The sequence below is a fragment of the Streptomyces sp. NPDC015125 genome, assembly GCF_043080045.1.
Taxonomy (GTDB): Bacteria; Actinomycetota; Actinomycetes; order Streptomycetales; family Streptomycetaceae; genus Streptomyces.
The window spans coordinates 38153-62996 of the sequence record NZ_JBIBVF010000024.1 but is presented as its reverse complement, the minus strand read 5'-3'; the positions used below and the strand labels follow the sequence as shown (position 1 = coordinate 62996).

The window sequence follows — 24844 nt, the reverse complement described above, 5'->3', positions numbered from 1 at the left end:
AGAGTGCCGACGGGCCCCGGGGCGGTCCGAGCCGCCCCGGGGACGCTACGCGCCCAGCCAGCCGTCGATCTCGGCCAGCAGCCGCTGCTGCTCGTCCTGCGGGGCGCGCGACCCGCGGATCGACTGCCGGGCGAGTTCGGCCAGTTCGGCGTCCGTGAAGCCGTGTGAGGTGCGGGCGATCTCGTACTGCGCGGCCAGCCGCGCGCCGAACAGCAGCGGATCGTCCGCGCCCAGCGCCATCGGCACCCCGGCTTCGAAGAGCGTCCGCAGCGGCACGTCCTCCGGCTTCTCGTAGACCCCCAGCGCCACATTCGACGCCGGGCACACCTCGCAGGTCACCCCGCGCGAGGCCAGCCGGCGCAGCAGCACGGGGTCCTCCGCGGCACGTACGCCGTGCCCCACCCGGCCGGCGTGCAGATCGTCCAGGCAGTCCCGGACGCTCGCCGGCCCCGACAGCTCGCCGCCGTGCGGCGCCGCCAGCAGACCGCCCTCCCGGGCGATGGCGAAGGCGCGGTCGAAGTCCCGGGCGAAACCCCGGCGTTCGTCGTTGGACAGCCCGAAACCGATCACACCCCGGTCGGCGTAGCGCACCGCGAGACGCGCCAGCGTGCGGGCGTCCAAGGGGTGCTTCATACGGTTCGCGGCGACCACGACGCGGATGCCGAGCCCGGTGTCACGGGAGGCGCCGTGCACCGCGTCCAGGATGATCTCCAGGGCCGGGATCAGCCCGCCCAGTCGCGGTGCGTACGAGGTCGGATCGACCTGGATCTCCAGCCAGCGCGACCCGTCGCGGACATCCTCCTCGGCGGCCTCGCGGACCAGCCGCTGGATGTCCTCGGGTTCCCGCAGACACGACCGCGCGATGTCGTAGAGCCGCTGGAAGCGGAACCAGCCGCGCTCGTCCGTGGCTCTCAGCCGGGGCGGCTCACCGCTCCGCAGCGCCTCGGGCAGATGGACGCCGTACTTGTCGGCGAGTTCCAGCAGGGTCGCGGACCGCATCGAACCGGTGAAGTGCAGGTGCAGATGGGCCTTCGGCAATCGGCGCAGGTCTCGAAGTGCGGCTCCGCCGCGGGCACGAACGCTCTCCATCCCAAGATCTTGCCGCATGGGGGCGGTGCGCCGGTAGGGCCTTTCCCGAAGGGGTGTCCGGGGGAACGCGCGAACGGGCCCCGGAACATCGGGGCCCGTTCGCCAACGGCCGGTGGCTGGTGTCCTACTTGGCCTCGGCCAGCAGCTTCTGCAGGCGCGACACGCCCTCGACCAGGTCCTCGTCGCCCAGCGCGTAGGAAAGCCGCAGGTAGCCGGGGGTGCCGAAGGCCTCACCCGGGACGACGGCGACCTCCGCCTCCTCCAGGATCAGCTCGGCCAGCTCGACGCTGGTCTGCGGGCGCTTGCCGCGGATCTCCTTGCCCAGGAGCTCCTTGACCGACGGGTACGCGTAGAACGCGCCCTCCGGCTCCGGGCACAGCACGCCGTCGATCTCGTTGAGCATCCGCACGATCGTGCGACGGCGGCGGTCGAAGGCGACCTTCATCTCCTCGACGGCCGTCAGATCGCCGGAGACCGCCGCGATGGCGGCCGCCTGCGCGACGTTGGAGACGTTGGACGTGGCGTGCGACTGGAGGTTCGCGGCGGCCTTGATGACGTCCTTGGGGCCGATCGCCCAGCCCACCCGCCAGCCGGTCATCGCGTACGTCTTCGCCACGCCGTTGACGACGATGCACTTGTCGCGCAGCTCCGGGACGACCACGGGCAGCGAGGAGAACTCGGCGTCGCCGTAGACCAGGTGCTCGTAGATCTCGTCGGTCAGCACCCACAGGCCGTGCTCGGCGGCCCAGCGGCCCACCGCCTCGACCTGCTCGCGGGTGTAGACCGCACCGGTCGGGTTCGAGGGAGACACGAAGAGCAGCACCTTGGTGCGGTCCGTACGGGCCGCCTCCAGCTGCTCGACGGTCACGCGGTAGCCGGTGGTCTCGTCGGCGACCACATCGACCGGCACACCGCCCGCGAGCCGGATCGACTCGGGGTAGGTGGTCCAGTACGGAGCGGGCACGATGACCTCGTCGCCCGGGTCGAGGATCGCGGCGAACGCCTCGTAGATGGCCTGCTTGCCGCCGTTCGTCACCAGGACGTTCGCGGCCTCGATCTCGTAGCCGGAGTCCCGCAGTGTCTTCGCGGCGATCGCGGTCTTGAGCTCGGGGAGGCCGCCGGCCGGGGTGTAGCGGTGGTACTTCGGGTTGCGGCAGGCCTCGATCGCCGCCTCGACGATGTAGTCGGGCGTGGGGAAGTCGGGCTCACCGGCGCCGAAGCCGATCACCGGGCGTCCGGCCGCCTTGAGGGCCTTCGCCTTGGCGTCGACGGCGAGGGTGGCGGACTCGGAGATCGAACCGACACGGGCCGAGACCCGGCGGTCGGTGGGGGACGATGCGGAAGGGGTTGCAGCGCTCATATATGCATCGTTGCAGACCTCTGAGGAGCCCGGCACACGGGTTTGCGGGCACCACCCGGGAGGATCCTGTTCGACGCCCGGCTCCGAACCACGTACACTCGCTGACCGTTGGCTCCGAACAGGCCGCCGCGGCGCACGCACCTAGTGCAGTCGACCGCATGCGGTAGGTTGGGGGAACCACAAAGGGTCGTAGCTCAATTGGTAGAGCACTGGTCTCCAAAACCAGCGGTTGGGGGTTCAAGTCCCTCCGGCCCTGCTACACGCACTCTCCACCGCAGTGCGTGCACGCGTACGTATGAAATGCACCGCCGTGCGGCTCAACCGGGCGCGGCACGGCCACGACCCGGATTCAGGTGAGGACGAGTGACGGACGCCCTGGGCTCCATCGACATGCCTGAGCGCGGTCGTTCCGAGGACGACACCGCGGAATCCCAGAAGAAGCCCCGCCGTGGCGGTAAGCGCGGCAAGAAGGGCCCCTTCGCGCGCCTCGCGCTCTTTTACCGCCAGGTAGTGGCGGAACTCCGCAAGGTCGTCTGGCCCACGCGTAGCCAGCTGTCGACGTACACCAGCGTGGTGATCGTCTTCGTTGTCATCATCATCGGTCTCGTAACCGTGATTGACTTGGGAATCAACCGAGTCGTCGGGTACGTCTTCGGCTGATCCCGCGGAGGGCGCCTCAGCGGGCGCCCCTTTCGCATGTTCAACCCCTTGAAGCCAGGAAGAAGCAGCCACCGTGTCTGACCCGAACCTGAACGACGCCGCCGACTCCGCAGAGCCGGCAGCGGCCGACGTTGACGCGGCTGCCTCGGCCGAGGTCGAGGGCGACGACACCGCGCTTGAGATCGTCGAGGCCGCCGACGAGGTCGACGAGCTCGACTCCGAGGACGCCGCCGCCGGCGAGCCCGCCGAAGAGGCTGCGGTGCACGTCGAAGAGGACGCCGAGGCTCTCGCCGAGGTCGCCGAGGACGAGGAGCAGGAGCCGGTCGACCCGGTGGCCGCCCTCCGTGACGAGCTCCGTGGCCTGCCCGGTGAGTGGTACGTCATCCACACCTACGCCGGTTACGAGAACCGCGTGAAGACCAACCTCGAACAGCGTGCCGTCTCGCTGAACGTCGAGGACTTCATCTTCCAGGCCGAGGTGCCGCAGGAAGAGGTCGCGCAGATCAAGAACGGCGAGCGCAAGACCATCCGCCAGAACAAGCTCCCCGGCTACGTTCTCGTGCGCATGGACCTGACGAACGAGTCCTGGGGCGTCGTCCGCAACACCCCGGGTGTCACCGGCTTCGTCGGCAACGCCTACGACCCCTACCCGCTGACGCTGGACGAGATCGTCAAGATGCTCGCCCCGGAGGCCGAGGAGAAGGCCGCCAAGGAGGCCGCCGCGGCCGAGGGCAAGCCGGCGCCGTCCCGCAAGGTCGAGGTCCAGGTGCTGGACTTCGAGGTGGGCGACTCCGTCACCGTCACCGACGGCCCGTTCGCGACGCTGCAGGCGACGATCAACGAGATCAACGCCGACTCGAAGAAGGTCAAGGGCCTCGTCGAGATCTTCGGCCGCGAGACCCCGGTCGAGCTGAGCTTCGACCAGATCCAGAAGAACTAGGTTCTTCCGGAACACCAGCCAAACCGATCAGGTCAGACGGGCTCACAGCCGGTCTGACCTGCTCGGTTTTTGGCCGCGCGACTATACCCGTTATCGTTGTGCGGTATGCCTCCATCCGGATGACCGGGTGGAATGGCGAAACACCTCTCACTAGGACCCGGAGAGAGCATGCCTCCCAAGAAGAAGAAGGTCACGGGGCTTATCAAGCTCCAGATCAGCGCCGGCGCCGCAAACCCGGCCCCGCCGGTCGGCCCCGCGCTGGGCCAGCACGGCGTCAACATCATGGAGTTCTGCAAGGCCTACAACGCCGCGACCGAGTCGCAGCGTGGCATGGTCGTGCCGGTGGAGATCACGGTCTACGAAGACCGTTCCTTCACCTTCATCACCAAGACCCCGCCGGCCGCGAAGCTCATCCTGAAGGCCGCGGGCGTGGAGAAGGGCTCCGGCGAGCCGCACAAGACCAAGGTCGCCAAGATCACGCGCGACCAGGTCCGTGACATCGCCACCACCAAGATGCCCGACCTGAACGCCAACGACCTGGACGCCGCCGAGAAGATCATCGCCGGCACCGCCCGTTCCATGGGCATCACGGTCGAGGGCTGATCTCAGCCCCTCTGGCACCACCCGTGGCAGGACCAGGCGCTGGTCCGCACCACGACTCCACCCCACTGCATCAGGAGCAGAAGTGAAGCGCAGCAAGACTCTTCGCAATGCGGACGCGAAGATCGACCGGGAGCGCGTGTACGCCCCCCTCGAGGCCGTCCGTCTCGCCAAGGACACCGCGTCCGTCAAGTTCGACGCGACCGTCGAGGTCGCCATGCGTCTGGGTGTCGACCCGCGCAAGGCCGACCAGATGGTCCGTGGCACCGTGAACCTCCCGCACGGCACCGGTAAGACCGCCCGGGTCCTGGTCTTCGCGACCGGTGACCGTGCTGCGGCCGCGGAAGCCGCCGGCGCCGACATCGTCGGCTCGGACGAACTGATCGACGAGGTCTCCAAGGGCCGTCTGGACTTCGACGCCGTCGTCGCCACCCCGGACCTCATGGGCAAGGTCGGCCGCCTCGGCCGCGTGCTCGGTCCGCGTGGTCTGATGCCGAACCCGAAGACCGGCACCGTCACCCCGGATGTCGCCAAGGCTGTCACCGACATCAAGGGCGGCAAGATCGAGTTCCGCGTGGACAAGCACGCGAACCTCCACTTCATCATCGGCAAGGTCTCCTTCGACGAGACCAAGCTGGTGGAGAACTACGCCGCGGCGCTCGAGGAGATCAACCGCCTCAAGCCGTCCGCCGCCAAGGGCCGCTACATCAAGAAGGCGACCGTCACCACCACGATGGGCCCCGGCATCCCGCTGGACGCCAACCGCACCCGCAACCTCCTCGTCGAGGACGAGGCCGTCTGATCTTCCTGATCGACGCCTTGTAGCGCGTGATTCGTGCGTCAGGCCCCGTTTCTCCCTGTGGAGAGACGGGGCCTGACACATGTGTGGCCAGTGGCCTCCACTACAGTCGCCCCGAGGTCCGTAAAGATGATCCAAGGGGGAGCCTCCAGTGCGTAGCACGCGTATAGCCGCCGCCGTGGCGGGTGCAGTGATTCTGGTGGGCGGCCTGAGCGCCTGCAACAACGACGGCGGCAAGGCGTCCGGAGGCGGGAGCAGCAGCACCGGCGGCAGCGACGCGGGCGGGAAGCAGGACCCGGCGCAGAATCCGGTGGACGCGCTGAAGGCGGCCCAGCAGGCGACCAAGGGCAAGAAGACCGCGAAGATCGACGCCTCCACGACCTCGACCCTGCTCGGCAAGCAGCTGAAGCAGTCCACCAAGGGCGAGCTGGACTGGTCGCAGGGCATGCGGATGAACGTGGAAAACACCATGGACGTCGGCGGGAGCTCCGGTAAGCCGAGCAAGCCGAGCAAGGCGATCTACGCCGAGGACGCCGTGTACATGAACCTGGGCGCCGCCATGCCGGGTGACGGCGGCAAGCCCTGGACGAAGTACCCGTACTCCCTCCTGTCGAAGAAGCTGGGCGGCTCGGGCGCCCTGCTCCAGGAAGCGCTGCAGAACGCCGACCCGAGTCAGCCGATCGAGCTGCTGGCCGCCTCCGGCTCGGCCAAGGCCGTCGGCAAGGAGGACGTCAACGGTGTCCAGGCGACGCATTACACCGGCACCATCACGCCGGACCAGCTGCGCGGCAAGCTCGGCAAGGACCTCGGCGACATGATCCGCAAGCAGTTCGAGAAGAGCGGCGCAAAGAGCGAGCAGCTCGACGTCTGGATCGACTCGAACGACCTGCTGGTCAAGAAGCGGGAGAAGCTCGGCGGCAAGCAGCCCAGCGACTCCACCGCGCTCTACACGGGCTACGGCACCAAGGTCGACGTGGCCCCGCCGCCGGCGAGCCAGACGACGACCGCGCCCGGCGCCTGACCGGTACCGCGCACGCGTGACGGCGTGGGCGGGGGCTCTGCGATGTCCCCGCCCACGCCGATTTGCCTGACCGCATCCCGCTCCCGTATCTTTTCCCGGAAGCCAAAGACCGCTGGTTGTCTCTGCGCGTCCGGTCCCGGACGTGTGGTGGCCGAAGGATCCGCTAGCTGCGGACGGCCTGCGCAGGTGTGTATGGATGAACTCCCGGACGGATTTCCTTCCGGTCGAGTACGCCCCGTGCGCCTGCGCCGGGGCGTTTGTTTTGCCCAGCCCCTTCTGCGCGGTCCTCATCACCCGGAAGGAGGCCGAGGCTCATGGCGACGTCTGACAAGAACGCAGCTGTTGCGGAGATCACTGAGAAGCTCCGTGACTCCAACGCAGCTGTTGTGACTTCTTACACCGGACTGACTGTGGCGCAGCTCAAGGAGCTGCGTCGTTCTCTCGGCGAGAACGCTCAGTACCGTGTGGTGAAGAACACGCTGACCAAGATCGCGGCCAAGGAGGCCGGGATTCAGCTGGACGAGCACCTCAAGGGCTCGACCGCTGTTGCCTTCGTGACCGGTGACCCGGTCACGGCGGCGAAGGGTCTTCGTGACTTCGCCAAGGAAAACCCCGCTCTCGTCATCAAGGGCGGTGTCCTTGACGGCAAGGCGCTGTCCGCCGACGAGATCAAGAAGCTTGCGGACCTCGAGTCCCGTGAGGTTCTGCTCGCCAAGCTGGCGGGTGGCATGAAGGCGTCCATGGTCAAGGCCGCGGCGACCTTCCAGGCCCCCCTCACGAAGTTCGCCCGCACCGCGGACGCGCTTCGCAGCAAGGTCGAGCAGGGCGGTGCCGGTACGCCGGCTCCCGCCGAGGCTGCCGAGTAACCACTCGGACGCCCAGCGGGCCCGTAGTACGCCCGCCAGACATGTACATCCGGCACCAGCCGAATTAGTGGAAGGACCGCCACCATGGCGAAGCTCAGCCAGGAAGACCTGCTCGCGCAGTTCGAGGGCATGACCCTCATCGAGCTCTCCGAGTTCGTGAAGGCGTTCGAGGACAAGTTCGACGTCGAGGCTGCTGCCCCGGTCGCCGTTGCCGCCGCCGGCGTTCCCGGCGCCCCGGCCGCCGAGGTCGAGGAGCAGGACGAGTTCGACGTCATCCTCACCGGTGCGGGCGACAAGAAGATCCAGGTCATCAAGGTCGTGCGTGAGCTGACCTCCCTGGGCCTGAAGGAGGCCAAGGACCTCGTCGACGGCACCCCGAAGCCGGTCCTCGAGAAGGTCGCCAAGGACGCCGCGGAGAAGGCTGCCGAGTCCCTCAAGGGCGCCGGCGCCTCCGTCGAGGTCAAGTGACCCCACGGAGTCTCTGACTCTCGTCCACGGCGCCTGAGGCGCTCCGGACACCAGCCAAGGGCGATCACCCATGCGGGTGGTCGCCCTTCGGCGTGCTCGCCACGGCTGCATTCTCTCGTGCCTGCGTGCGAGTATGGTGATCATCGTTGCCCGGACGTGCCCCCATGTGACGATCTCCCAGAGGTGGGGGGCCTTGACGAACCGGACGCGGCGCGCAATTCTCGGGACGCGACGCAGAAGCGATCCAGGGTCCGAGGCATGGATCGCCGACGAAGAGGGAAGCATCGGTGTGCGCCACTGGCGCAGGGCTTTCGGCAGGCGCAGGGCAATGGGCGTAGAGAAGAACAACGAGGAGTTCCTCCGGTGTGGAGGACACGACCTCCCGGAGGGAGAAGATCGGTATCACGGCGTTGAACCGGTCTCCGGAAACTCGCTCTGGACATCAGTGTGCCAAGTGGCTACACTGACCCTTTGCGCTGCCTGTTAGCTGCTCCCTGCCCGTCACCAGGGGCATACCCGAGCCCGAGCAAAGCTGAATGATCTGCCCTGATCTGGGCTTTCCCTCAGTCTGTTCGGTTCGGGACCGGTACGCGCGTAGTGAGTCCGAGCCCTCGGAAGGACCCCCTCTTGGCCGCCTCGCGCAACGCCTCGACTGCCAATACGAACAACGGCGACAGCACCGCCCCGCTGCGCATCTCTTTTGCGAAGATCAAGGAGCCCCTCGGGGTTCCGAACCTCCTTGCGCTGCAGACCGAAAGCTTCGACTGGCTGCTCGGCAATGCCGCATGGAAGGGTCGCGTCGAGGCTGCGCTGGAGAGTGGGCAGGAAGTCCCCACCAAGTCCGGTCTGGAAGAGATCTTCGAAGAGATCTCCCCGATCGAGGACTTCTCCGGGTCGATGTCGCTGACGTTCCGCGACCACCGCTTCGAGCCCCCGAAGAACTCCATCGACGAGTGCAAGGAGCGCGACTTCACGTACGCGGCTCCGCTCTTCGTCACCGCTGAGTTCACGAACAACGAGACCGGCGAGATCAAGTCCCAGACGGTCTTCATGGGCGACTTCCCGCTCATGACGAACAAGGGCACCTTCTGCATCAACGGCACCGAGCGTGTCGTCGTCTCGCAGCTGGTGCGCTCGCCGGGCGTGTACTTCGACAGCTCCATCGACAAGACGTCCGACAAGGACATCTTCTCCGCCAAGATCATCCCGTCCCGGGGTGCCTGGCTGGAGATGGAGATCGACAAGCGCGACATGGTCGGTGTGCGCATCGACCGCAAGCGCAAGCAGTCCGTGACCGTCCTGCTCAAGGCTCTCGGTTGGACGACCGAGCAGATCCTCGAGGAGTTCGGCGAGTACGAGTCCATGCGCGCCACCCTGGAGAAGGACCACACCCAGGGCCAGGACGATGCGCTGCTCGACATCTACCGCAAGCTGCGTCCGGGCGAGCCGCCGACCCGCGAGGCCGCTCAGACGCTGCTCGAGAACCTCTACTTCAACCCCAAGCGCTACGACCTCGCGAAGGTCGGCCGCTACAAGGTCAACAAGAAGCTCGGTGGCGACGAGCCGCTGGACGCCGGTGTGCTGACCACCGATGACGTCATCGCGACGATCAAGTACCTGGTCAAGCTGCACGCCGGCGAGACCGAGACGATCGGCGAGAACGGCACGGAGATCGTCGTCGAGACCGACGACATCGACCACTTCGGCAACCGTCGTCTGCGCAACGTCGGCGAGCTCATCCAGAACCAGGTCCGCACGGGTCTGGCGCGGATGGAGCGCGTCGTGCGGGAGCGCATGACGACCCAGGACGTCGAGGCGATCACGCCGCAGACCCTGATCAACATCCGGCCGGTCGTTGCCTCCATCAAGGAGTTCTTCGGCACCAGCCAGCTGTCCCAGTTCATGGACCAGACCAACCCGCTGTCGGGTCTGACCCACAAGCGTCGACTCTCGGCGCTGGGCCCGGGTGGTCTCTCCCGTGAGCGGGCCGGCCTGGACGTCCGTGACGTGCACCCCTCGCACTACGGCCGTATGTGCCCGATTGAGACCCCTGAAGGTCCCAACATCGGTCTGATCGGCTCGCTGGCCTCCTACGGCCGGGTCAACGTCTTCGGCTTCATCGAGACGCCCTACCGCAAGGTCGTCGACGGTCAGGTCACGGAGGAGGTGGACTACCTCACCGCTGATGAGGAGGACCGCTTCCTGATCGCCCAGGCCAACGCGAAGCTCGGCGAGGACATGCGCTTCTCCGAGCAGCGTGTCCTGGTCCGCCGCCGTGGCGGCGAGGTCGACCTCGTCCCCGCCGACGAGGTGGACTTCATGGACGTCTCGCCGCGCCAGATGGTGTCGGCCGCGACCGCCATGATCCCGTTCCTCGAGCACGACGACGCCAACCGTGCGCTCATGGGATCGAACATGATGCGCCAGGCCGTTCCGCTGATCAAGGCGGAGTCGCCGCTGGTCGGCACCGGCATGGAGTACCGCTGTGCGGTCGACGCCGGTGACGTCATCAAGGCGGAGAAGGACGGTGTGGTCCAGGAGGTCTCCGCGGACTACATCACCGTCGCCAACGACGACGGCACGTACACCACGTACCGCGTCGCCAAGTTCACCCGCTCCAACCAGGGCACCTCCTTCAACCAGAAGGTCGTCGTGGACGAGGGCGCGCGGGTCATCGAGGGCCAGGTCCTCGCCGACGGTCCGTCCACGGACGAAGGCGAGATGGCGCTCGGCAAGAACCTGCTCGTGGCGTTCATGCCGTGGGAGGGCCACAACTACGAGGACGCGATCATCCTGTCGCAGCGCCTCGTGCAGGACGACGTCCTCTCCTCGATCCACATCGAGGAGCACGAGGTCGACGCCCGTGACACCAAGCTGGGCCCCGAGGAGATCACCCGGGACATCCCGAACGTCTCCGAGGAGGTCCTCTCCGACCTCGACGAGCGCGGCATCATCCGTATCGGTGCCGAGGTCGTCGCCGGCGACATCCTCGTCGGCAAGGTCACGCCCAAGGGTGAGACCGAGCTGACCCCCGAGGAGCGCCTGCTCCGCGCGATCTTCGGTGAGAAGGCGCGCGAGGTGCGCGACACCTCGCTGAAGGTGCCGCACGGTGAGATCGGCAAGGTCATCGGCGTCCGCGTCTTCGACCGCGAAGAGGGCGACGAGCTGCCCCCGGGCGTGAACCAGCTGGTCCGCGTCTACGTTGCCCAGAAGCGCAAGATCACCGACGGTGACAAGCTCGCCGGCCGGCACGGCAACAAGGGCGTCATCTCGAAGATCCTGCCGGTCGAGGACATGCCGTTCCTGGAGGACGGCACCCCGGTCGACATCATCCTCAACCCGCTGGGTGTCCCGTCCCGAATGAACCCGGGACAGGTCCTGGAGATCCACCTCGGCTGGCTCGCCAGCCAGGGCTGGAAGGTCGAGGGTGTCGAGGAGGAGTGGAAGAAGCGTCTCCACTCGATCTCCGCCGACGAGGTCGCCGCCGGCTCCAACGTCGCCACCCCGGTGTTCGACGGTGCCCGCGAGGACGAGATCTCCGGTCTCTTCGAGTCGACGATCCCCAACCGCGACGGCGAGCGGATGGTCAAGGGCTCCGGCAAGGCCCGGCTGTTCGACGGCCGCTCCGGTGAGCCGTTCCCGGACCCGATCTCGATCGGGTACATGTACATCCTCAAGCTGCACCACCTGGTCGACGACAAGCTCCACGCGCGTTCGACCGGTCCGTACTCCATGATCACCCAGCAGCCGCTGGGTGGTAAGGCTCAGTTCGGTGGCCAGCGGTTCGGTGAGATGGAGGTGTGGGCGCTGGAGGCTTACGGCGCCGCCTACGCCCTCCAGGAGCTGCTGACGATCAAGTCCGACGACGTGACCGGCCGCGTGAAGGTCTACGAGGCCATCGTCAAGGGCGAGAACATCCCCGAGCCCGGCATTCCCGAGTCCTTCAAGGTGCTCATCAAGGAAATGCAGTCCCTGTGCCTCAACGTGGAGGTGCTGTCCTCGGACGGTATGTCCATCGAGATGCGCGACACCGACGAGGACGTCTTCCGCGCAGCGGAGGAGCTCGGCATCGACCTGTCCCGGCGCGAGCCGAGCAGCGTCGAAGAGGTCTGACGGGAGTCCGGCCGGGGAGCCAGTGATGGTTCCCCCGGCCGGCCCCAGGACCCCCGTTTCAGACCCCAAGACTTACAACCCTGAGAGGGATTGACGCATAGTGCTCGACGTCAACTTCTTCGATGAGCTCCGGATCGGTCTGGCTACCGCTGACGACATCCGTCAGTGGAGCCACGGCGAGGTCAAGAAGCCCGAGACCATCAACTACCGCACGCTCAAGCCCGAAAAGGACGGACTCTTCTGCGAGAAGATCTTCGGTCCGACCCGGGACTGGGAGTGCTACTGCGGTAAGTACAAGCGCGTCCGCTTCAAGGGCATCATCTGCGAGCGCTGTGGCGTCGAGGTCACTCGCGCCAAGGTGCGTCGTGAGCGGATGGGCCACATCGAGCTTGCCGCTCCCGTGACCCACATCTGGTACTTCAAGGGCGTGCCGAGCCGGCTGGGCTACCTGCTGGACCTCGCGCCCAAGGACCTCGAAAAGGTCATCTACTTCGCCGCCTACATGATCACGTGGGTGGACGAGGAGCGCCGTACGCGCGACCTGCCCTCGCTGGAGGCGCACGTCTCCGTCGAGCGTCAGCAGATCGAGCAGCGCCGCGACTCCGACCTGGAGGCCCGCGCCAAGAAGCTCGAAACCGACCTGGCCGAGCTGGAGGCCGAGGGCGCCAAGGCGGACGTGCGCCGCAAGGTGCGCGAGGGCGCCGAGCGTGAGATGAAGCAGCTGCGCGACCGTGCGCAGCGCGAGATCGACCGTCTCGACGAGGTCTGGAACCGCTTCAAGAACCTCAAGGTCCAGGACCTGGAGGGCGACGAGCTGCTCTACCGCGAGCTGCGGGACCGCTTCGGCACGTACTTCGACGGCTCCATGGGTGCCGCTGCCCTGCAGAAGCGCCTGGAGACCTTCGACCTCGACGAGGAGGCCGAGCGCCTCCGCGAGATCATCCGTACCGGCAAGGGCCAGAAGAAGACCCGTGCGCTCAAGCGCCTCAAGGTCGTCTCCGCCTTCCTGCAGACCCGCAACAGCCCCAAGGGCATGGTGCTGGACTGCATCCCGGTGATCCCGCCGGACCTGCGTCCGATGGTGCAGCTGGACGGTGGCCGCTTCGCGACCTCCGACCTGAACGACCTGTACCGCCGTGTGATCAACCGCAACAACCGCCTCAAGCGTCTCCTTGACCTCGGCGCCCCCGAGATCATCGTGAACAACGAGAAGCGGATGCTGCAGGAGGCCGTCGACGCGCTGTTCGACAACGGTCGTCGCGGTCGCCCGGTCACCGGTCCCGGTAACCGCCCGCTGAAGTCCCTCAGCGACATGCTGAAGGGCAAGCAGGGCCGCTTCCGTCAGAACCTGCTCGGTAAGCGAGTCGACTACTCGGCGCGTTCCGTCATCGTCGTCGGCCCGCAGCTCAAGCTGCACCAGTGCGGTCTGCCCAAGGCCATGGCGCTGGAGCTCTTCAAGCCGTTCGTGATGAAGCGCCTGGTGGACCTCAACCACGCGCAGAACATCAAGAGCGCCAAGCGCATGGTCGAGCGCGGCCGCACGGTCGTCTACGACGTGCTCGAAGAGGTCATCGCCGAGCACCCGGTGCTGCTGAACCGTGCACCCACCCTGCACCGTCTGGGCATCCAGGCCTTCGAGCCGCAGCTGGTCGAGGGCAAGGCCATTCAGATTCACCCGCTCGTCTGCACCGCGTTCAACGCGGACTTCGACGGTGACCAGATGGCCGTCCACCTCCCGCTGTCCGCGGAGGCCCAGGCCGAGGCCCGCATCCTGATGCTGTCCTCGAACAACATCCTCAAGCCGGCCGACGGCCGTCCGGTCACCATGCCGACCCAGGACATGGTGCTCGGCCTCTTCTTCCTCACCACGGATGAAGAGGAGCGCGAGGTCAAGGGCGAGGGCCGGGCCTTCGGCTCGGTCGCCGAGGCCATCATGGCCTTCGACGCCCGTGAGCTCTCGCTGCAGGCGAAGGTCGACATCCGCTTCCCGATCGGCACCGTCCCGCCCCGTGGCTGGACCCCGCCGGTTCCGGAGGAGGGCGAGCCCGAGTGGCAGCAGGGTGACAGCTTCCGGCTGCGGACGACCCTGGGCCGTGCGCTCTTCAACGAGCTACTGCCCGAGGACTACCCGTTCGTCGACTACTCGGTGGGCAAGAAGCAGCTCTCCGCGATCGTCAACGACCTGGCCGAGCGCTACCCCAAGGTCATCGTGGCGGCGACGCTCGACAACCTGAAGGCGTCCGGCTTCCACTGGGCGACCCGGTCCGGCGTCACCGTCGCCGTCTCGGACATCGTCGTGCCGGAGGCCAAGAAGGCCATCGTCGCGGGCTACGAGGCCCAGGACGAGAAGGTCCAGAAGCAGTACGAGCGCGGTCTGATCACCAAGGACGAGCGCACGCAGGAACTCATCAACATCTGGACCAAGGCGACCAACGAGGTCTCCGAGGCGATGAATGAGAACTTCCCCAAGACGAACCCCATCTTCATGATGGTTGACTCGGGTGCCCGAGGAAACATGATGCAGATGCGGCAGATCGCCGGTATGCGTGGTCTGGTGTCGAACGCGAAGAACGAGACCATTCCGCGTCCGATCAAGGCGTCGTTCCGCGAGGGTCTGTCCGTGCTGGAGTACTTCATCTCCACGCACGGTGCCCGTAAGGGTCTGGCGGACACCGCCCTTCGTACCGCCGACTCCGGTTACCTCACCCGTCGTCTGGTCGACGTCTCCCAGGACGTCATCATTCGCGAGGAGGACTGCGGCACGGAGCGTGGCCTCAAGCTGCGGATCGCCTCGAAGGACGCCGCGGGTGTCCTGCGCAAGGCGGACGACGTCGAGTCCAGCGTCTACGCACGGATGCTGGCCGAGGACGTCGTCGTCGACGGCAAGGTCGTCGCGCCGGCCAACGTCGACCTCGGTGACGTGCTCATCGACGCGCTGGTCAACGCGGGCGTCGAGGAGGTCAAGACCCGCTCGGTCCTGACCTGTGAGTCCGCGGTCGGCACCTGTGCCTTCTGCTACGGCCGTTCGCTGGCCACCGGCAAGCTGGTCGACATCGGTGAGGCGGTCGGCATCATCGCCGCCCAGTCCATCGGTGAGCCCGGCACCCAGCTGACGATGCGTACCTTCCACACCGGTGGTGTGGCCGGTGACGACATCACCCTGGGTCTGCCGCGTGTCGTCGAGCTCTTCGAGGCCCGTACGCCCAAGGGCGTCGCCCCGATCTCGGAGGCGGCCGGCCGCGTCCGGATCGAGGAGACCGAGAAGACCAAGAAGGTCGTCGTCACCCCGGACGACGGCAGCGACGAGATGGCCTACGGCGTCTCCAAGCGTGCCCGTCTCCTGGTGGGCGAGGGCGACCACGTCACGGTCGGCCAGCCGATGACCGTGGGTGCCGTGAACCCGCACGACGTGCTGCGGATCCTCGGCCAGCGTGCCGTCCAGGTCCACCTGGTCGGCGAGGTCCAGAAGGTCTACAACAGCCAGGGCGTGGCGATCCACGACAAGCACATCGAGATCATCATCCGGCAGATGCTGCGCCGCGTGACGATCATCGAGTCCGGCGACGCGGAGCTGCTGCCGGGCGAGCTCGTGGAGCGCACGAAGTTCGAGGGTGAGAACCGTCGGGTCGTGGCGGAGGGTGGCCACCCGGCCTCCGGCCGTCCGCAGCTGATGGGTATCACCAAGGCCTCGCTGGCCACCGAGTCGTGGCTGTCGGCGGCGTCCTTCCAGGAGACGACCAGGGTCCTGACCGACGCGGCGATCAACGCCAAGTCGGACTCCCTGATCGGCCTCAAGGAGAACGTCATCATCGGTAAGCTCATCCCGGCCGGTACGGGCCTGTCCCGCTACCGCAACATCCGGGTCGAGCCCACCGAGGAGGCGAAGGCCGCGATGTACTCGGCCGTCGGTTACGACGACATCGACTACTCGCCCTTCGGCACCGGCTCCGGCCAGGCAGTCCCGCTGGAGGACTACGACTACGGTCCGTACAACCAGTAAGCCTGGTCCGTACGACAGCAACAGGGCGGCCATCCCTCGCGGGGTGGCCGCCCTGCGGCGTTGTCCGGCCTTCCTGCAGGGTTGGGGGCCGCGCGGGGGAACTTGTCCTCCCATTGCTGCGTCTCTGATGAGAAGATGGGGATAACTGTCGAGCGGGGGAGGTTCGCGAAGTGGCATTCCAGCCGTGGCAGGGCGGGCAGCCGGCTCAGCCGTCGCATCAGGTGCCTGCGATGCGCGCCTCGCACGCTGATCGTGAGCGGGCGGTCGATGTGCTCAAGGCGGGTTTCGCCGAGGGGCGGCTGCAGCAGCCGGAGTACGAGCAGCGGATAGGGCGGGCCTACAAGGCGCAGACCCATGCGGAGCTGCAGATGCTGGTCTCGGATCTTCCGCAGGGGCCGGTGCCGCAGGCGCAGTTCCAGCCGCAACGGCCGATGGTGCCGGCGACGTTCATGCCGATGCCCATGCCGATGCAGATGCCGGTGCCGGTGCACACCAATTCCTCGGCGACGGGCGCGCTGGTGTGCGGGATCATGACGCCGGTGACCTGGGGGCTGACGGCGATTCCGGCGGTGATCCTGGGGCACAAGGCGCGCGCCGAGATCCGCCGCACGGGGGAGCGCGGGGACGGCCAGGCCATCACGGGGCTGGTGCTGGGCTGGCTGGCGATCGGCGGCTGGGCGCTGTTTCTGCTGGTCTTCGTCCTGTCGGCGGCGGTCAACCTCTGACCGGTCCGCGGCCCTGGCGGTAGGCGGCCGCGGCGTGTGGCAGCGGGGTGGTGCCTTCTTCCGTACGGTCACCGATCGCACTACGGTGGCCGCAACGCCGTGAGGAGTCCGGCGTGTCCTTCGCGTGTGCATTTGTTTTGACCGCAGCCCATGCGGTAGGTACGCTCTGACCTTGTGCCTGGGGTGTCCCTGGGCTGCCGTGCGCGCAATCTCCACAGCCTCTGGCCGGGAGAGCCACAGCACGGAAGCCGGGTTTTGACACCGCAATCTGCCGCCTCACTCGTTCCAGCGAGGGACCGGACTGCAGTATTCGACACACCCGACCGCGTGGGTCGGGGAATGTTCCAGGTTAGCTTTACCGAGACTGGCACACAGAAACCGGAGAAACGGTGCCTACGATCCAGCAGCTGGTCCGCAAGGGCCGGCAGGACAAGGTCGAGAAGAACAAGACGCCCGCGCTTGAGGGTTCCCCCCAGCGCCGTGGCGTCTGCACGCGTGTTTTCACGACCACCCCGAAGAAGCCGAACTCGGCCCTGCGTAAGGTCGCGCGTGTGCGTCTGACCAGCGGGATCGAGGTCACCGCTTACATTCCGGGTGAGGGCCACAACCTGCAGGAGCACTCGATCGTGCTCGTGCGTGGTGGTCGTGTGAAGGACCTGCCGGGTGTTCGGTACAAGATCATCCGAGGCTCCCTCGACACGCAGGGCGTCAAGAACCGCAAGCAGGCTCGCAGCCGCTACGGCGCCAAGAAGGAGAAGTAAGAATGCCTCGTAAGGGCCCCGCCCCGAAGCGCCCGGTCATCATCGACCCGGTCTACGGCTCTCCTCTGGTGACCTCCCTCATCAACAAGGTGCTGCTGAACGGAAAGCGCTCCACCGCCGAGCGCATCGTTTACGGCGCCATGGAGGGTCTGCGCGAGAAGACCGGTAACGACCCGGTCATCACGCTCAAGCGCGCGCTCGAGAACATCAAGCCGACCCTCGAGGTCAAGTCCCGCCGTGTCGGTGGCGCGACCTACCAGGTCCCGGTCGAGGTCAAGCCCGGCCGTGCCGGCACCCTCTCGCTGCGCTGGCTCGTGGGCTACTCCCGCGCCCGCCGCGAGAAGACCATGACCGAGCGCCTCATGAACGAACTGCTCGACGCCTCCAACGGCCTCGGCGCTTCGGTCAAGAAGCGTGAGGACACGCACAAGATGGCCGAGTCCAACAAGGCCTTCGCGCACTACCGCTGGTAGTCGCAACCCACATCGAGACCGAGAGAAGATTGAGCCACTATGGCCACCACTTCGCTTGACCTGGCCAAGGTCCGCAATATCGGGATCATGGCCCACATCGACGCGGGCAAGACGACCACCACCGAGCGGATCCTGTTCTACACCGGTGTTTCGTACAAGATCGGTGAGGTCCACGACGGCGCTGCCACGATGGACTGGATGGAGCAGGAGCAGGAGCGCGGCATCACCATCACGTCTGCCGCGACGACCTGCCACTGGCCGCTGGAAGACGTCGACAACACCATCAACATCATCGACACCCCGGGCCACGTCGACTTCACGGTCGAGGTGGAGCGCTCGCTGCGCGTCCTGGACGGCGCGGTGACGGTGTTCGACGGCGTTGCCGGTGTCGAGCCCCAGTCCGAGACCGTCTGGCGTCAGGCGGACCGCTACGGCGTTCCGCGTATCTGCTTCGTCAACAAGCTCGACCGCACGGGCGCCGAGTTCCACCGCTGCGTCGACATGATCGTGGACCGCCTCGGCGCGACCCCGATCGTGATGCAGCTGCCGATCGGCACCGAGGCGGACTTCAAGGGTGTCGTCGACCTCGTCACCATGAAGGCCCTGGTCTGGTCGGCCGAGGCCGCCAAGGGCGAGATGTACGACACCGTCGACATCCCGGACACGCACATCGAGGCTGCCGACGAGTGGCGCGGCAAGCTGCTCGAGGCCGTTGCCGAGAACGATGAAGAGGTCATGGAGCTGTACCTGGAGGGCCAGGAGCCCACCGTGGAGCAGCTCTACGCGGCGATCCGCCGGATCACCATCGCTTCGGGCAAGGCCGAGAACACCACCGTCACCCCGGTGTTCTGCGGTACCGCGTTCAAGAACAAGGGCGTCCAGCCCCTGCTCGACGCGGTCGTGCGCTACCTCCCCTCCCCCCTGGACGTCGAGGCCATCGAAGGCCACTCCGTCAAGGACCCGGAAGAGGTCATCAAGCGCCAGCCGTCCGAGAGTGAGCCGCTGGCCGCTCTGGCGTTCAAGATTGCGAGCGACCCCCACCTGGGCAAGCTCACCTTCATCCGCATCTACTCGGGCCGCCTCGAGGCCGGCTCGCAGGTGCAGAACTCGGTGAAGGGCAAGAAGGAGCGCATCGGCAAGATCTACCGGATGCACGCGAACAAGCGTGAGGAGATCGAGTCGGTGGGTGCCGGTGACATCGTCGCCGTCATGGGTCTGAAGCAGACCACCACCGGTGAGACCCTCTGCGACGCCGGCAACCCGGTCATCCTGGAATCGATGGAGTTCCCGGCCCCGGTCATCCAGGTCGCCATCGAGCCCAAGTCCAAGGGCGACCAGGAGAAGCTGGGTGTCGCCATCCAGCGGCTCGCCGAAGAGGACCCCTCGTTCCAGGTGCACACCGACGAGGAGACCGGCCAGACCATCATCGCGGGTATGGGCGAGCTGCACCTCGACGTGCTGGTCGACCGTATGAAGCGTGAGTTCCGGGTCGAGGCCAACGTCGGCAAGCCGCAGGTCGCGTACCGCGAGACCCTGCGCAAGCCGGTCGAGCGTCTCGACTACACGCACAAGAAGCAGACTGGTGGTTCCGGCCAGTTCGCGAAGGTGCAGATCGCGATCGCGCCGCTCGAGGGCGACGGGTACGAGTTCGAGAACAAGGTCACCGGTGGCCGTATCCCGCGGGAGTACATCCCGTCCGTGGACGCGGGCTGCCAGGAGGCCATGGAGTTCGGTGTTCTCGCCGGCTACCCGCTGACCGGTGTCAAGGTCACCCTCCTCGACGGTGCCTTCCACGAGGTCGACTCGTCGGAAATGGCCTTCAAGATCGCCGGTTCGATGGCCTTCAAGGAGGCCGCGCGCAAGGCCTCCCCGGCCCTGCTCGAGCCGATGATGAAGGTCGAGGTCACCACGCCCGAGGACTACATGGGTGACGTGATCGGCGACATCAACTCCCGCCGTGGACAGATCCAGTCCATGGAGGAGCGCAGCGGCGCCAAGCTCGTCACGGGCCTGGTTCCCCTCTCGGAGATGTTCGGCTACGTCGGCGATCTCCGCAGCAAGACCTCGGGTCGCGCAAGCTACTCGATGCAGTTCGACTCCTACGCCGAGGTTCCCCGGAACGTCGCCGAGGAGATCATCGCGAAGGCCAAGGGCGAATAGCTCCGTCTCCCGAGAGCCGGAACACGCTTTAGGCTTGACACCGTCTGATGGGGCAATCCCCGCAAACCGTGAGGATTGCCCCGTCAGCCGGCATCCCAGCAAAGATCACCTGGCGCCGATGAGTAAGGCGTACAGAACCACTTCAGGAGGAACCAGTGGCGAAGGCGAAGTTCGAGCGGACTAAGCCGCACGTCAACATCGGCACCATCGGTCACATTGACCACGGTAAGACGACCCTCACGGCCGCCATTACCAAGGTGCTGCACGACGCGTACCCGGACCTGAACGAGGCCTCGGCCTTCGACCAGATCGACAAGGCTCCTGAGGAGCGCCAGCGCGGTATCACGATCTCGATCGCGCACGTCGAGTACCAGACGGAGAACCGTCACTACGCCCACGTCGACTGCCCCGGTCACGCGGACTACATCAAGAACATGATCACGGGTGCGGCGCAGATGGACGGCGCCATCCTCGTGGTTGCCGCCACCGACGGCCCGATGCCGCAGACCAAGGAGCACGTGCTCCTGGCCCGCCAGGTCGGCGTTCCGTACATCGTCGTCGCCCTGAACAAGGCCGACATGGTGGACGACGAGGAGATCCTGGAGCTCGTCGAGCTCGAGGTCCGTGAGCTCCTCTCCGAGTACGAGTTCCCCGGCGACGACGTTCCGGTCGTCAAGGTCTCGGCGCTCAAGGCGCTCGAGGGCGACAAGGAGTGGGGCGACTCCGTCCTCAAGCTCATGGCCGCCGTCGACGAGTCGATCCCGCAGCCCGAGCGCGACGTCGACAAGCCGTTCCTGATGCCGATCGAGGACGTCTTCACGATCACCGGCCGTGGCACCGTTGTCACCGGTCGTATCGAGCGTGGTGTCCTCAAGGTCAACGAGACCGTCGACATCATCGGCATCAAGACCGAGAAGACCACCACCACGGTCACCGGTATCGAGATGTTCCGGAAGCTCCTCGACGAGGGCCAGGCCGGTGAGAACGTCGGTCTGCTGCTTCGCGGTATCAAGCGCGAGGACGTCGAGCGCGGCCAGGTCATCATCAAGCCGGGTTCGGTCACGCCGCACACCTCGTTCGAGGCCCAGGCGTACATCCTGTCGAAGGACGAGGGTGGCCGCCACACCCCGTTCTTCAACAACTACCGCCCGCAGTTCTACTTCCGTACCACGGACGTGACCGGCGTGGTGACCCTCCCCGAGGGCACCGAGATGGTCATGCCGGGCGACAACACCGAGATGTCGGTCGAGCTGATCCAGCCGGTCGCCATGGAGGAGGGCCTGAAGTTCGCCATCCGTGAGGGTGGCCGGACCGTCGGCGCCGGCCAGGTCACCAAGATCAACAAGTAATTCCGTTGATCCGGTTGATCCGGTCGTAGCTCCCCGGAGCTCACAAGGAGCCCCGTCCACCGTCAGGTGGGCGGGGCTCCTTGACGTCCGGGCGGGTGTCTTCGGCGGGTCGGGCAAGGTAATCGTCGATGGGCTGAAGGTGCACCGTATACAGGCTGGAAAATGCTTCGTGAATTCCTGATCCTGCGTAGTAGGTGCCGGAATGGTGCAGGTAAAACATCCGCTCATGGGGGTCCATTACCACGAGCCCGTTCTCCATTCTTTCCCACCCGATGAGGAATACGGACTGTTGCGTATCGTCCATGAGCTCGGAGATGTGCTCGGATCGATTGCTGCAGAATTTGGCGCAGGTGTTGAAGCGATCTGTGCGTTCGGTCGCGTGGGGGAACGGCACGTCCAGGAACCCGTACGAGCGCAAGAAGGCCTCCGCTTCCGGGAAGAGCCCGACCTGGCAGTCATGTGCTGCCAGGTCGGCAATGACGAACTCCGCCAATTCCCGGACTCTTTCGGATACGTCGCGAGCGGGGTGCCATCCCGCGTCGGTAAAGAGTTGATCGACCTCTGCCCGGGTCGGCGCGATCGCCATGTTCAAGCCCCTTCATGCTTCAGATCCGTGATGCCGGTGAGGCCTTACGTCCGGGCTGGAAAGCAACGGTCCGCAGGTACGGCAAGAGGCTTTCTCGGCGTGCCCATATTTCGTTTCGCCGATATCGCGGCCGACTCCGCTACGAGGGGAAGAGTCACCGGACTGCGGCAAACGGAAGCATCATTGCCGGCGCGCTGAGCCACCAGCTGCTGCGCAGCCAATGGGCCGCCAGCGTGAAGAGGGTCAGGGCGGCTTCCCCGCGGCTTCGGCGGTGGGGGAGGCGGCGCCCTGTCCGCGGGCGGGGGCGCGGTCCGGATGGCTGCACTGGTCCCCGCCGACCCCCTTGGTTCGCCGCGGCCGTTCTGTGGCCTTCGGTATCGGGGAAGCGTGGGGGAGCGCGCCCGGTCGCCCGGCCGGCTTCGGGCAGGTTGCCAGGGGGTTCTCGTAGCACGGGGCCGGAGGGGCCGGCGATTCCGCGACGCGCGCTGCGGCCGAGGGGCACCGTTCTGCCCGGCGGTCGGGTAGTGTCTCCCGCTTCAGTTGGCCAGTCGTGTCGCCTGTATGGCACACTGTCCAGGTTGCTCGGTTGAGTGCCAATGCTGCGCGCCTCCCGCCGGGAGGACTGGAAGCGAGTCCCAGGTATTCGTCGTCCCTTTTCAGGGCCGGAAATACGGGAATCTTCCGGGAAGCGTCAGCGGGGTGCCTCGGCCAGGCGCCCGGTGGGTGTCCTACCCCCACGCATTCCTTCTAGAAGGATCCCCCTCGTGGGGATTTACCGGAAGGCGCGCGACACGCCCGACCGCGGGGGTCGGAGGTGGGACGGTGTTCCTCACGGAGCACAGCGCATCGGGTCCCAGAGCGTTTACGAGAGACAGGACTACGAAGTAGCCATGGCGGGACAGAAGATCCGCATCCGGCTCAAGGCCTACGACCACGAGGTCATCGACTCCTCGGCGAAGAAGATCGTCGAGACGGTGACCCGTACTGGTGCGTCGGTCGCGGGCCCGGTGCCGCTGCCCACTGAAAAGAACGTGTACTGCGTCATCAAGTCGCCGCACAAGTACAAGGACGCGCGCGAGCACTTCGAGATGCGCACGCACAAGCGCCTGATCGACATCCTCGACCCGACGCCCAAGACCGTTGACTCGCTGATGCGCCTGGACCTTCCGGCCGGCGTTGACATCGAGATCAAGCTCTGAGAGGCGCGGAAGAGATGGCTAAGCAGATCAAGGGCATCCTGGGCGAGAAGCTCGGCATGACCCAGGTCTGGGACGAGAACAACCGTGTCGTCCCGGTCACTGTGGTCAAGGCCGGCCCCTGTGTCGTTACCCAGGTGCGCACCAATGACCAGGACGGTTACGACTCCGTCCAGATCGCCTTCGGCGAGATCGACCCGCGCAAGGTGAACAAGCCCCTCAAGGGCCACTTCGCGAAGGCCGACGTCACCCCCCGTCGCCACCTCGTCGAGGTCCGTACCACCGATGCCGGTGAGTACACCCTCGGCCAGGAAGTGACCGCTGAGACCTTCGAGTCCGGCGTCAAGGTGGACGTGACCGGCAAGAGCAAGGGCAAGGGCTTCGCCGGTGTCATGAAGCGTCACGGCTTCCATGGCGGCAAGGCCTCCCACGGTGCCCACCGTGTGCACCGTAAGCCTGGCTCCATCGGTGGCTGCGCCACCCCGGGCCGCGTGTTCAAGGGCATGCGGATGGCCGGCCGTATGGGCAATGAGCGGGTCACCACCCAGAACCTGACCGTCCACGCCGTTGACGCGGAGAAGGGTCTGCTGCTCATCAAGGGCGCAGTTCCTGGTCCGAACGGCGGCCTCGTCCTGGTCCGTACCGCGGCCAAGGGGGCCTGAGGTAACCGATGAGCACCATTGACATCCTTTCGCCGGCAGGCGACAAGGCCGGTACCGTCGAGCTCCCCACGGAGATCTTCGACGCCAAGGTCAGCGTTCCGCTGATCCACCAGGTCGTTGTCGCACAGCTGGCCGCTGCCCGTCAGGGCACGCACAAGACCAAGACTCGCGGCGAGGTCCGCGGCGGTGGCAAGAAGCCGTACCGCCAGAAGGGCACCGGCCGTGCGCGCCAGGGTTCGACCCGCGCGCCGCAGTTCGCCGGCGGTGGCATCGTCCACGGCCCCGTGCCGCGTGACTACAGCCAGCGGACCCCGAAGAAGATGAAGGTTGCCGCCCTGCGCGGTGCCCTCACCGACCGGGCCCGCAACAGCCGCATCCACGTCGTTGCCGGCGTGGTCGAGGGCGACATCTCCACCAAGGCCGCCAAGACTCTTCTCGGCAAGGTCAGCGAGCGCAAGAACGTGCTCCTGGTCGTCGAGCGCAGCGACGAGGCCGCGTGGCTGTCCGCCCGCAACCTGCCCCAGGTTCACATCCTGGAGCCGGGCCAGCTGAACACGTACGACGTGCTCGTCTCCGACGACGTGGTCTTCACCAAGGCCGCCTTCGAGTCCTTCGTGTCTGGCCCCAAGGCCGCTGAGACCGAAGGGAGCGACGCCTGATGACTGAGGCCGTCGTCACCAGCAAGAACTTCTCGGACCCGCGTGACGTGCTCGTCAAGCCGGTTGTCTCGGAGAAGAGCTACGCCCTGCTGGACGAGAACAAGTACACGTTCATCGTCGCGCCGGGCTCGAACAAGACCCAGATCAAGCAGGCCGTCGAGGCGGTCTTCTCGGTCAAGGTCACCGGGGTCAACACGATCAACCGGCAGGGCAAGCGCAAGCGCACCCGCACCGGTTACGGCAAGCGTGCGAACACGAAGCGCGCCATCGTGACCCTCGCCGAGGGCGACCGTATCGACATCTTCGGCGGCCCGGTCTCCTAACGGAGTCCGAGTCGTCCGGAATCGGACGAGGACT

21 protein-coding genes and 1 tRNA gene are annotated in these 24844 nt (G+C 66.5%); 19 read left to right on the top strand and 3 right to left on the bottom strand.

The window, feature by feature from the left end:
* Positions 1-45: 45 nt before the first annotated feature.
* Both ACF088_RS34240 and ACF088_RS34235 read right to left on the bottom strand, forming a co-directional pair.
* Entirely contained in the window at positions 46-1089 is a 1044-nt protein-coding gene (locus ACF088_RS34240; protein WP_392379763.1) for an adenosine deaminase, read from the bottom strand.
* Between the two features lie 124 nt (positions 1090-1213).
* Positions 1214-2449 carry a pyridoxal phosphate-dependent aminotransferase gene (locus ACF088_RS34235; protein ID WP_392379762.1) on the bottom strand — a complete coding sequence of 412 codons (1236 nt, stop codon included), beginning with the start codon at positions 2447-2449 and terminating at the stop codon, positions 1214-1216.
* Positions 2450-2632: 183 nt separating this feature from the next.
* Between ACF088_RS34235 and ACF088_RS34230 the strand changes: the two genes are divergently transcribed.
* The 15 genes from ACF088_RS34230 (at position 2633) to tuf (ending at position 21384) form a co-directional block, all read left to right on the top strand.
* Positions 2633-2705: transfer RNA gene (locus ACF088_RS34230), tRNA-Trp, on the top strand.
* A gap of 107 nt (positions 2706-2812) precedes the next feature.
* Positions 2813-3109 carry a preprotein translocase subunit SecE gene (secE, locus tag ACF088_RS34225; protein ID WP_042155825.1) on the top strand — a complete coding sequence of 99 codons (297 nt, stop codon included), beginning with the start codon at positions 2813-2815 and terminating at the stop codon, positions 3107-3109.
* Positions 3110-3182: 73 nt separating this feature from the next.
* Positions 3183-4049, top strand: a complete 867-nt coding sequence (gene nusG / locus ACF088_RS34220) for a transcription termination/antitermination protein NusG (RefSeq protein ID WP_350251621.1) — start codon at positions 3183-3185, stop codon at positions 4047-4049.
* A gap of 168 nt (positions 4050-4217) precedes the next feature.
* A complete protein-coding gene (gene rplK / locus ACF088_RS34215) occupies positions 4218-4652 on the top strand; it encodes a 50S ribosomal protein L11 (RefSeq protein ID WP_030074757.1) in 435 nt (144 codons plus the stop codon).
* An 82-nt stretch (positions 4653-4734) separates the two neighbouring features.
* Positions 4735-5451 (top strand): 50S ribosomal protein L1, encoded by a 717-nt coding sequence (rplA, locus tag ACF088_RS34210; protein WP_088798416.1) that lies wholly within the window; start codon positions 4735-4737, stop codon positions 5449-5451.
* A gap of 148 nt (positions 5452-5599) precedes the next feature.
* The gene (locus ACF088_RS34205; protein WP_392379761.1) at positions 5600-6469 is read left to right on the top strand and encodes a hypothetical protein; all 870 of its coding nucleotides are present in this window, start codon (positions 5600-5602) and stop codon (positions 6467-6469) included.
* A 314-nt stretch (positions 6470-6783) separates the two neighbouring features.
* A complete protein-coding gene (gene rplJ / locus ACF088_RS34200; protein ID WP_328386139.1) occupies positions 6784-7335 on the top strand; it encodes a 50S ribosomal protein L10 in 552 nt (183 codons plus the stop codon).
* Between the two features lie 84 nt (positions 7336-7419).
* Positions 7420-7803, top strand: coding sequence for a 50S ribosomal protein L7/L12 (gene rplL, locus ACF088_RS34195; protein ID WP_030986128.1), 384 nt, complete (start codon positions 7420-7422; stop codon positions 7801-7803).
* 627 nt (positions 7804-8430) lie between these two features.
* On the top strand, positions 8431-11916 hold the full coding sequence (gene rpoB / locus ACF088_RS34190; RefSeq protein WP_392379759.1) for a DNA-directed RNA polymerase subunit beta: 3486 nt from the start codon (positions 8431-8433) through the stop codon (positions 11914-11916).
* A gap of 100 nt (positions 11917-12016) precedes the next feature.
* Complete coding sequence (locus tag ACF088_RS34185; RefSeq protein ID WP_392379758.1) at positions 12017-15916, top strand: DNA-directed RNA polymerase subunit beta'; 3900 nt, start codon at positions 12017-12019, stop codon at positions 15914-15916.
* A 230-nt stretch (positions 15917-16146) separates the two neighbouring features.
* Positions 16147-16641, top strand: coding sequence for a DUF1707 and DUF4190 domain-containing protein (locus ACF088_RS34180; protein ID WP_392379756.1), 495 nt, complete (start codon positions 16147-16149; stop codon positions 16639-16641).
* Positions 16642-17030: 389 nt separating this feature from the next.
* Complete coding sequence (rpsL, locus tag ACF088_RS34175) at positions 17031-17402, top strand: 30S ribosomal protein S12 (protein ID WP_003948652.1); 372 nt, start codon at positions 17031-17033, stop codon at positions 17400-17402.
* Between the two features lie 2 nt (positions 17403-17404).
* Positions 17405-17875 (top strand): 30S ribosomal protein S7, encoded by a 471-nt coding sequence (rpsG, locus tag ACF088_RS34170; protein WP_085925683.1) that lies wholly within the window; start codon positions 17405-17407, stop codon positions 17873-17875.
* A gap of 39 nt (positions 17876-17914) precedes the next feature.
* Positions 17915-20035, top strand: a complete 2121-nt coding sequence (fusA, locus tag ACF088_RS34165; protein WP_392379755.1) for an elongation factor G — start codon at positions 17915-17917, stop codon at positions 20033-20035.
* A 155-nt stretch (positions 20036-20190) separates the two neighbouring features.
* Complete coding sequence (tuf, locus tag ACF088_RS34160; protein ID WP_159481495.1) at positions 20191-21384, top strand: elongation factor Tu; 1194 nt, start codon at positions 20191-20193, stop codon at positions 21382-21384.
* A 40-nt stretch (positions 21385-21424) separates the two neighbouring features.
* On the opposite strand, the gene ACF088_RS34155 is transcribed toward tuf, so the two are convergent.
* On the bottom strand, positions 21425-21970 hold the full coding sequence (locus ACF088_RS34155; protein ID WP_392379754.1) for an SUKH-3 domain-containing protein: 546 nt from the start codon (positions 21968-21970) through the stop codon (positions 21425-21427).
* Between the two features lie 890 nt (positions 21971-22860).
* Between ACF088_RS34155 and rpsJ the strand changes: the two genes are divergently transcribed.
* The 4 genes from rpsJ to rplW are packed head-to-tail and all read left to right on the top strand — an operon-like array spanning position 22861 to position 24810.
* Positions 22861-23169, top strand: a complete 309-nt coding sequence (gene rpsJ / locus ACF088_RS34150) for a 30S ribosomal protein S10 (RefSeq protein WP_014054162.1) — start codon at positions 22861-22863, stop codon at positions 23167-23169.
* 14 nt (positions 23170-23183) lie between these two features.
* Positions 23184-23828, top strand: a complete 645-nt coding sequence (rplC, locus tag ACF088_RS34145) for a 50S ribosomal protein L3 (protein ID WP_030986140.1) — start codon at positions 23184-23186, stop codon at positions 23826-23828.
* Positions 23829-23836: 8 nt separating this feature from the next.
* On the top strand, positions 23837-24487 hold the full coding sequence (gene rplD / locus ACF088_RS34140; RefSeq protein ID WP_392379753.1) for a 50S ribosomal protein L4: 651 nt from the start codon (positions 23837-23839) through the stop codon (positions 24485-24487).
* Entirely contained in the window at positions 24487-24810 is a 324-nt protein-coding gene (rplW, locus tag ACF088_RS34135) for a 50S ribosomal protein L23 (protein ID WP_129295745.1), read from the top strand. Before rplD ends, rplW begins: the two co-directional genes overlap by 1 nt.
* The last annotated feature ends 34 nt before the right edge of the window (positions 24811-24844 follow it).

Bases quoted from the DNA above. Each gene is read 5' to 3' on its own strand.
- ACF088_RS34240 (WP_392379763.1), bottom strand. From the start codon at position 1,089: ATGGAGAGCGTTCGTGCCCGCGGCGGAGCCGCACTTCGAGACCTGCGC.
- ACF088_RS34235 (WP_392379762.1), bottom strand. From the start codon at position 2,449: ATGAGCGCTGCAACCCCTTCCGCATCGTCCCCCACCGACCGCCGGGTC.
- rplK (WP_030074757.1), top strand. From the start codon at position 4,218: ATGCCTCCCAAGAAGAAGAAGGTCACGGGGCTTATCAAGCTCCAGATC.
- rplJ (WP_328386139.1), top strand. From the start codon at position 6,784: ATGGCGACGTCTGACAAGAACGCAGCTGTTGCGGAGATCACTGAGAAG.
- rplL (WP_030986128.1), top strand. From the start codon at position 7,420: ATGGCGAAGCTCAGCCAGGAAGACCTGCTCGCGCAGTTCGAGGGCATG.
- ACF088_RS34180 (WP_392379756.1), top strand. From the start codon at position 16,147: ATGCGCGCCTCGCACGCTGATCGTGAGCGGGCGGTCGATGTGCTCAAG.
- rpsG (WP_085925683.1), top strand. From the start codon at position 17,405: ATGCCTCGTAAGGGCCCCGCCCCGAAGCGCCCGGTCATCATCGACCCG.
- fusA (WP_392379755.1), top strand. From the start codon at position 17,915: ATGGCCACCACTTCGCTTGACCTGGCCAAGGTCCGCAATATCGGGATC.
- ACF088_RS34155 (WP_392379754.1), bottom strand. From the start codon at position 21,970: ATGGCGATCGCGCCGACCCGGGCAGAGGTCGATCAACTCTTTACCGAC.
- rpsJ (WP_014054162.1), top strand. From the start codon at position 22,861: ATGGCGGGACAGAAGATCCGCATCCGGCTCAAGGCCTACGACCACGAG.
- rplC (WP_030986140.1), top strand. From the start codon at position 23,184: ATGGCTAAGCAGATCAAGGGCATCCTGGGCGAGAAGCTCGGCATGACC.
- rplD (WP_392379753.1), top strand. From the start codon at position 23,837: ATGAGCACCATTGACATCCTTTCGCCGGCAGGCGACAAGGCCGGTACC.
- rplW (WP_129295745.1), top strand. From the start codon at position 24,487: ATGACTGAGGCCGTCGTCACCAGCAAGAACTTCTCGGACCCGCGTGAC.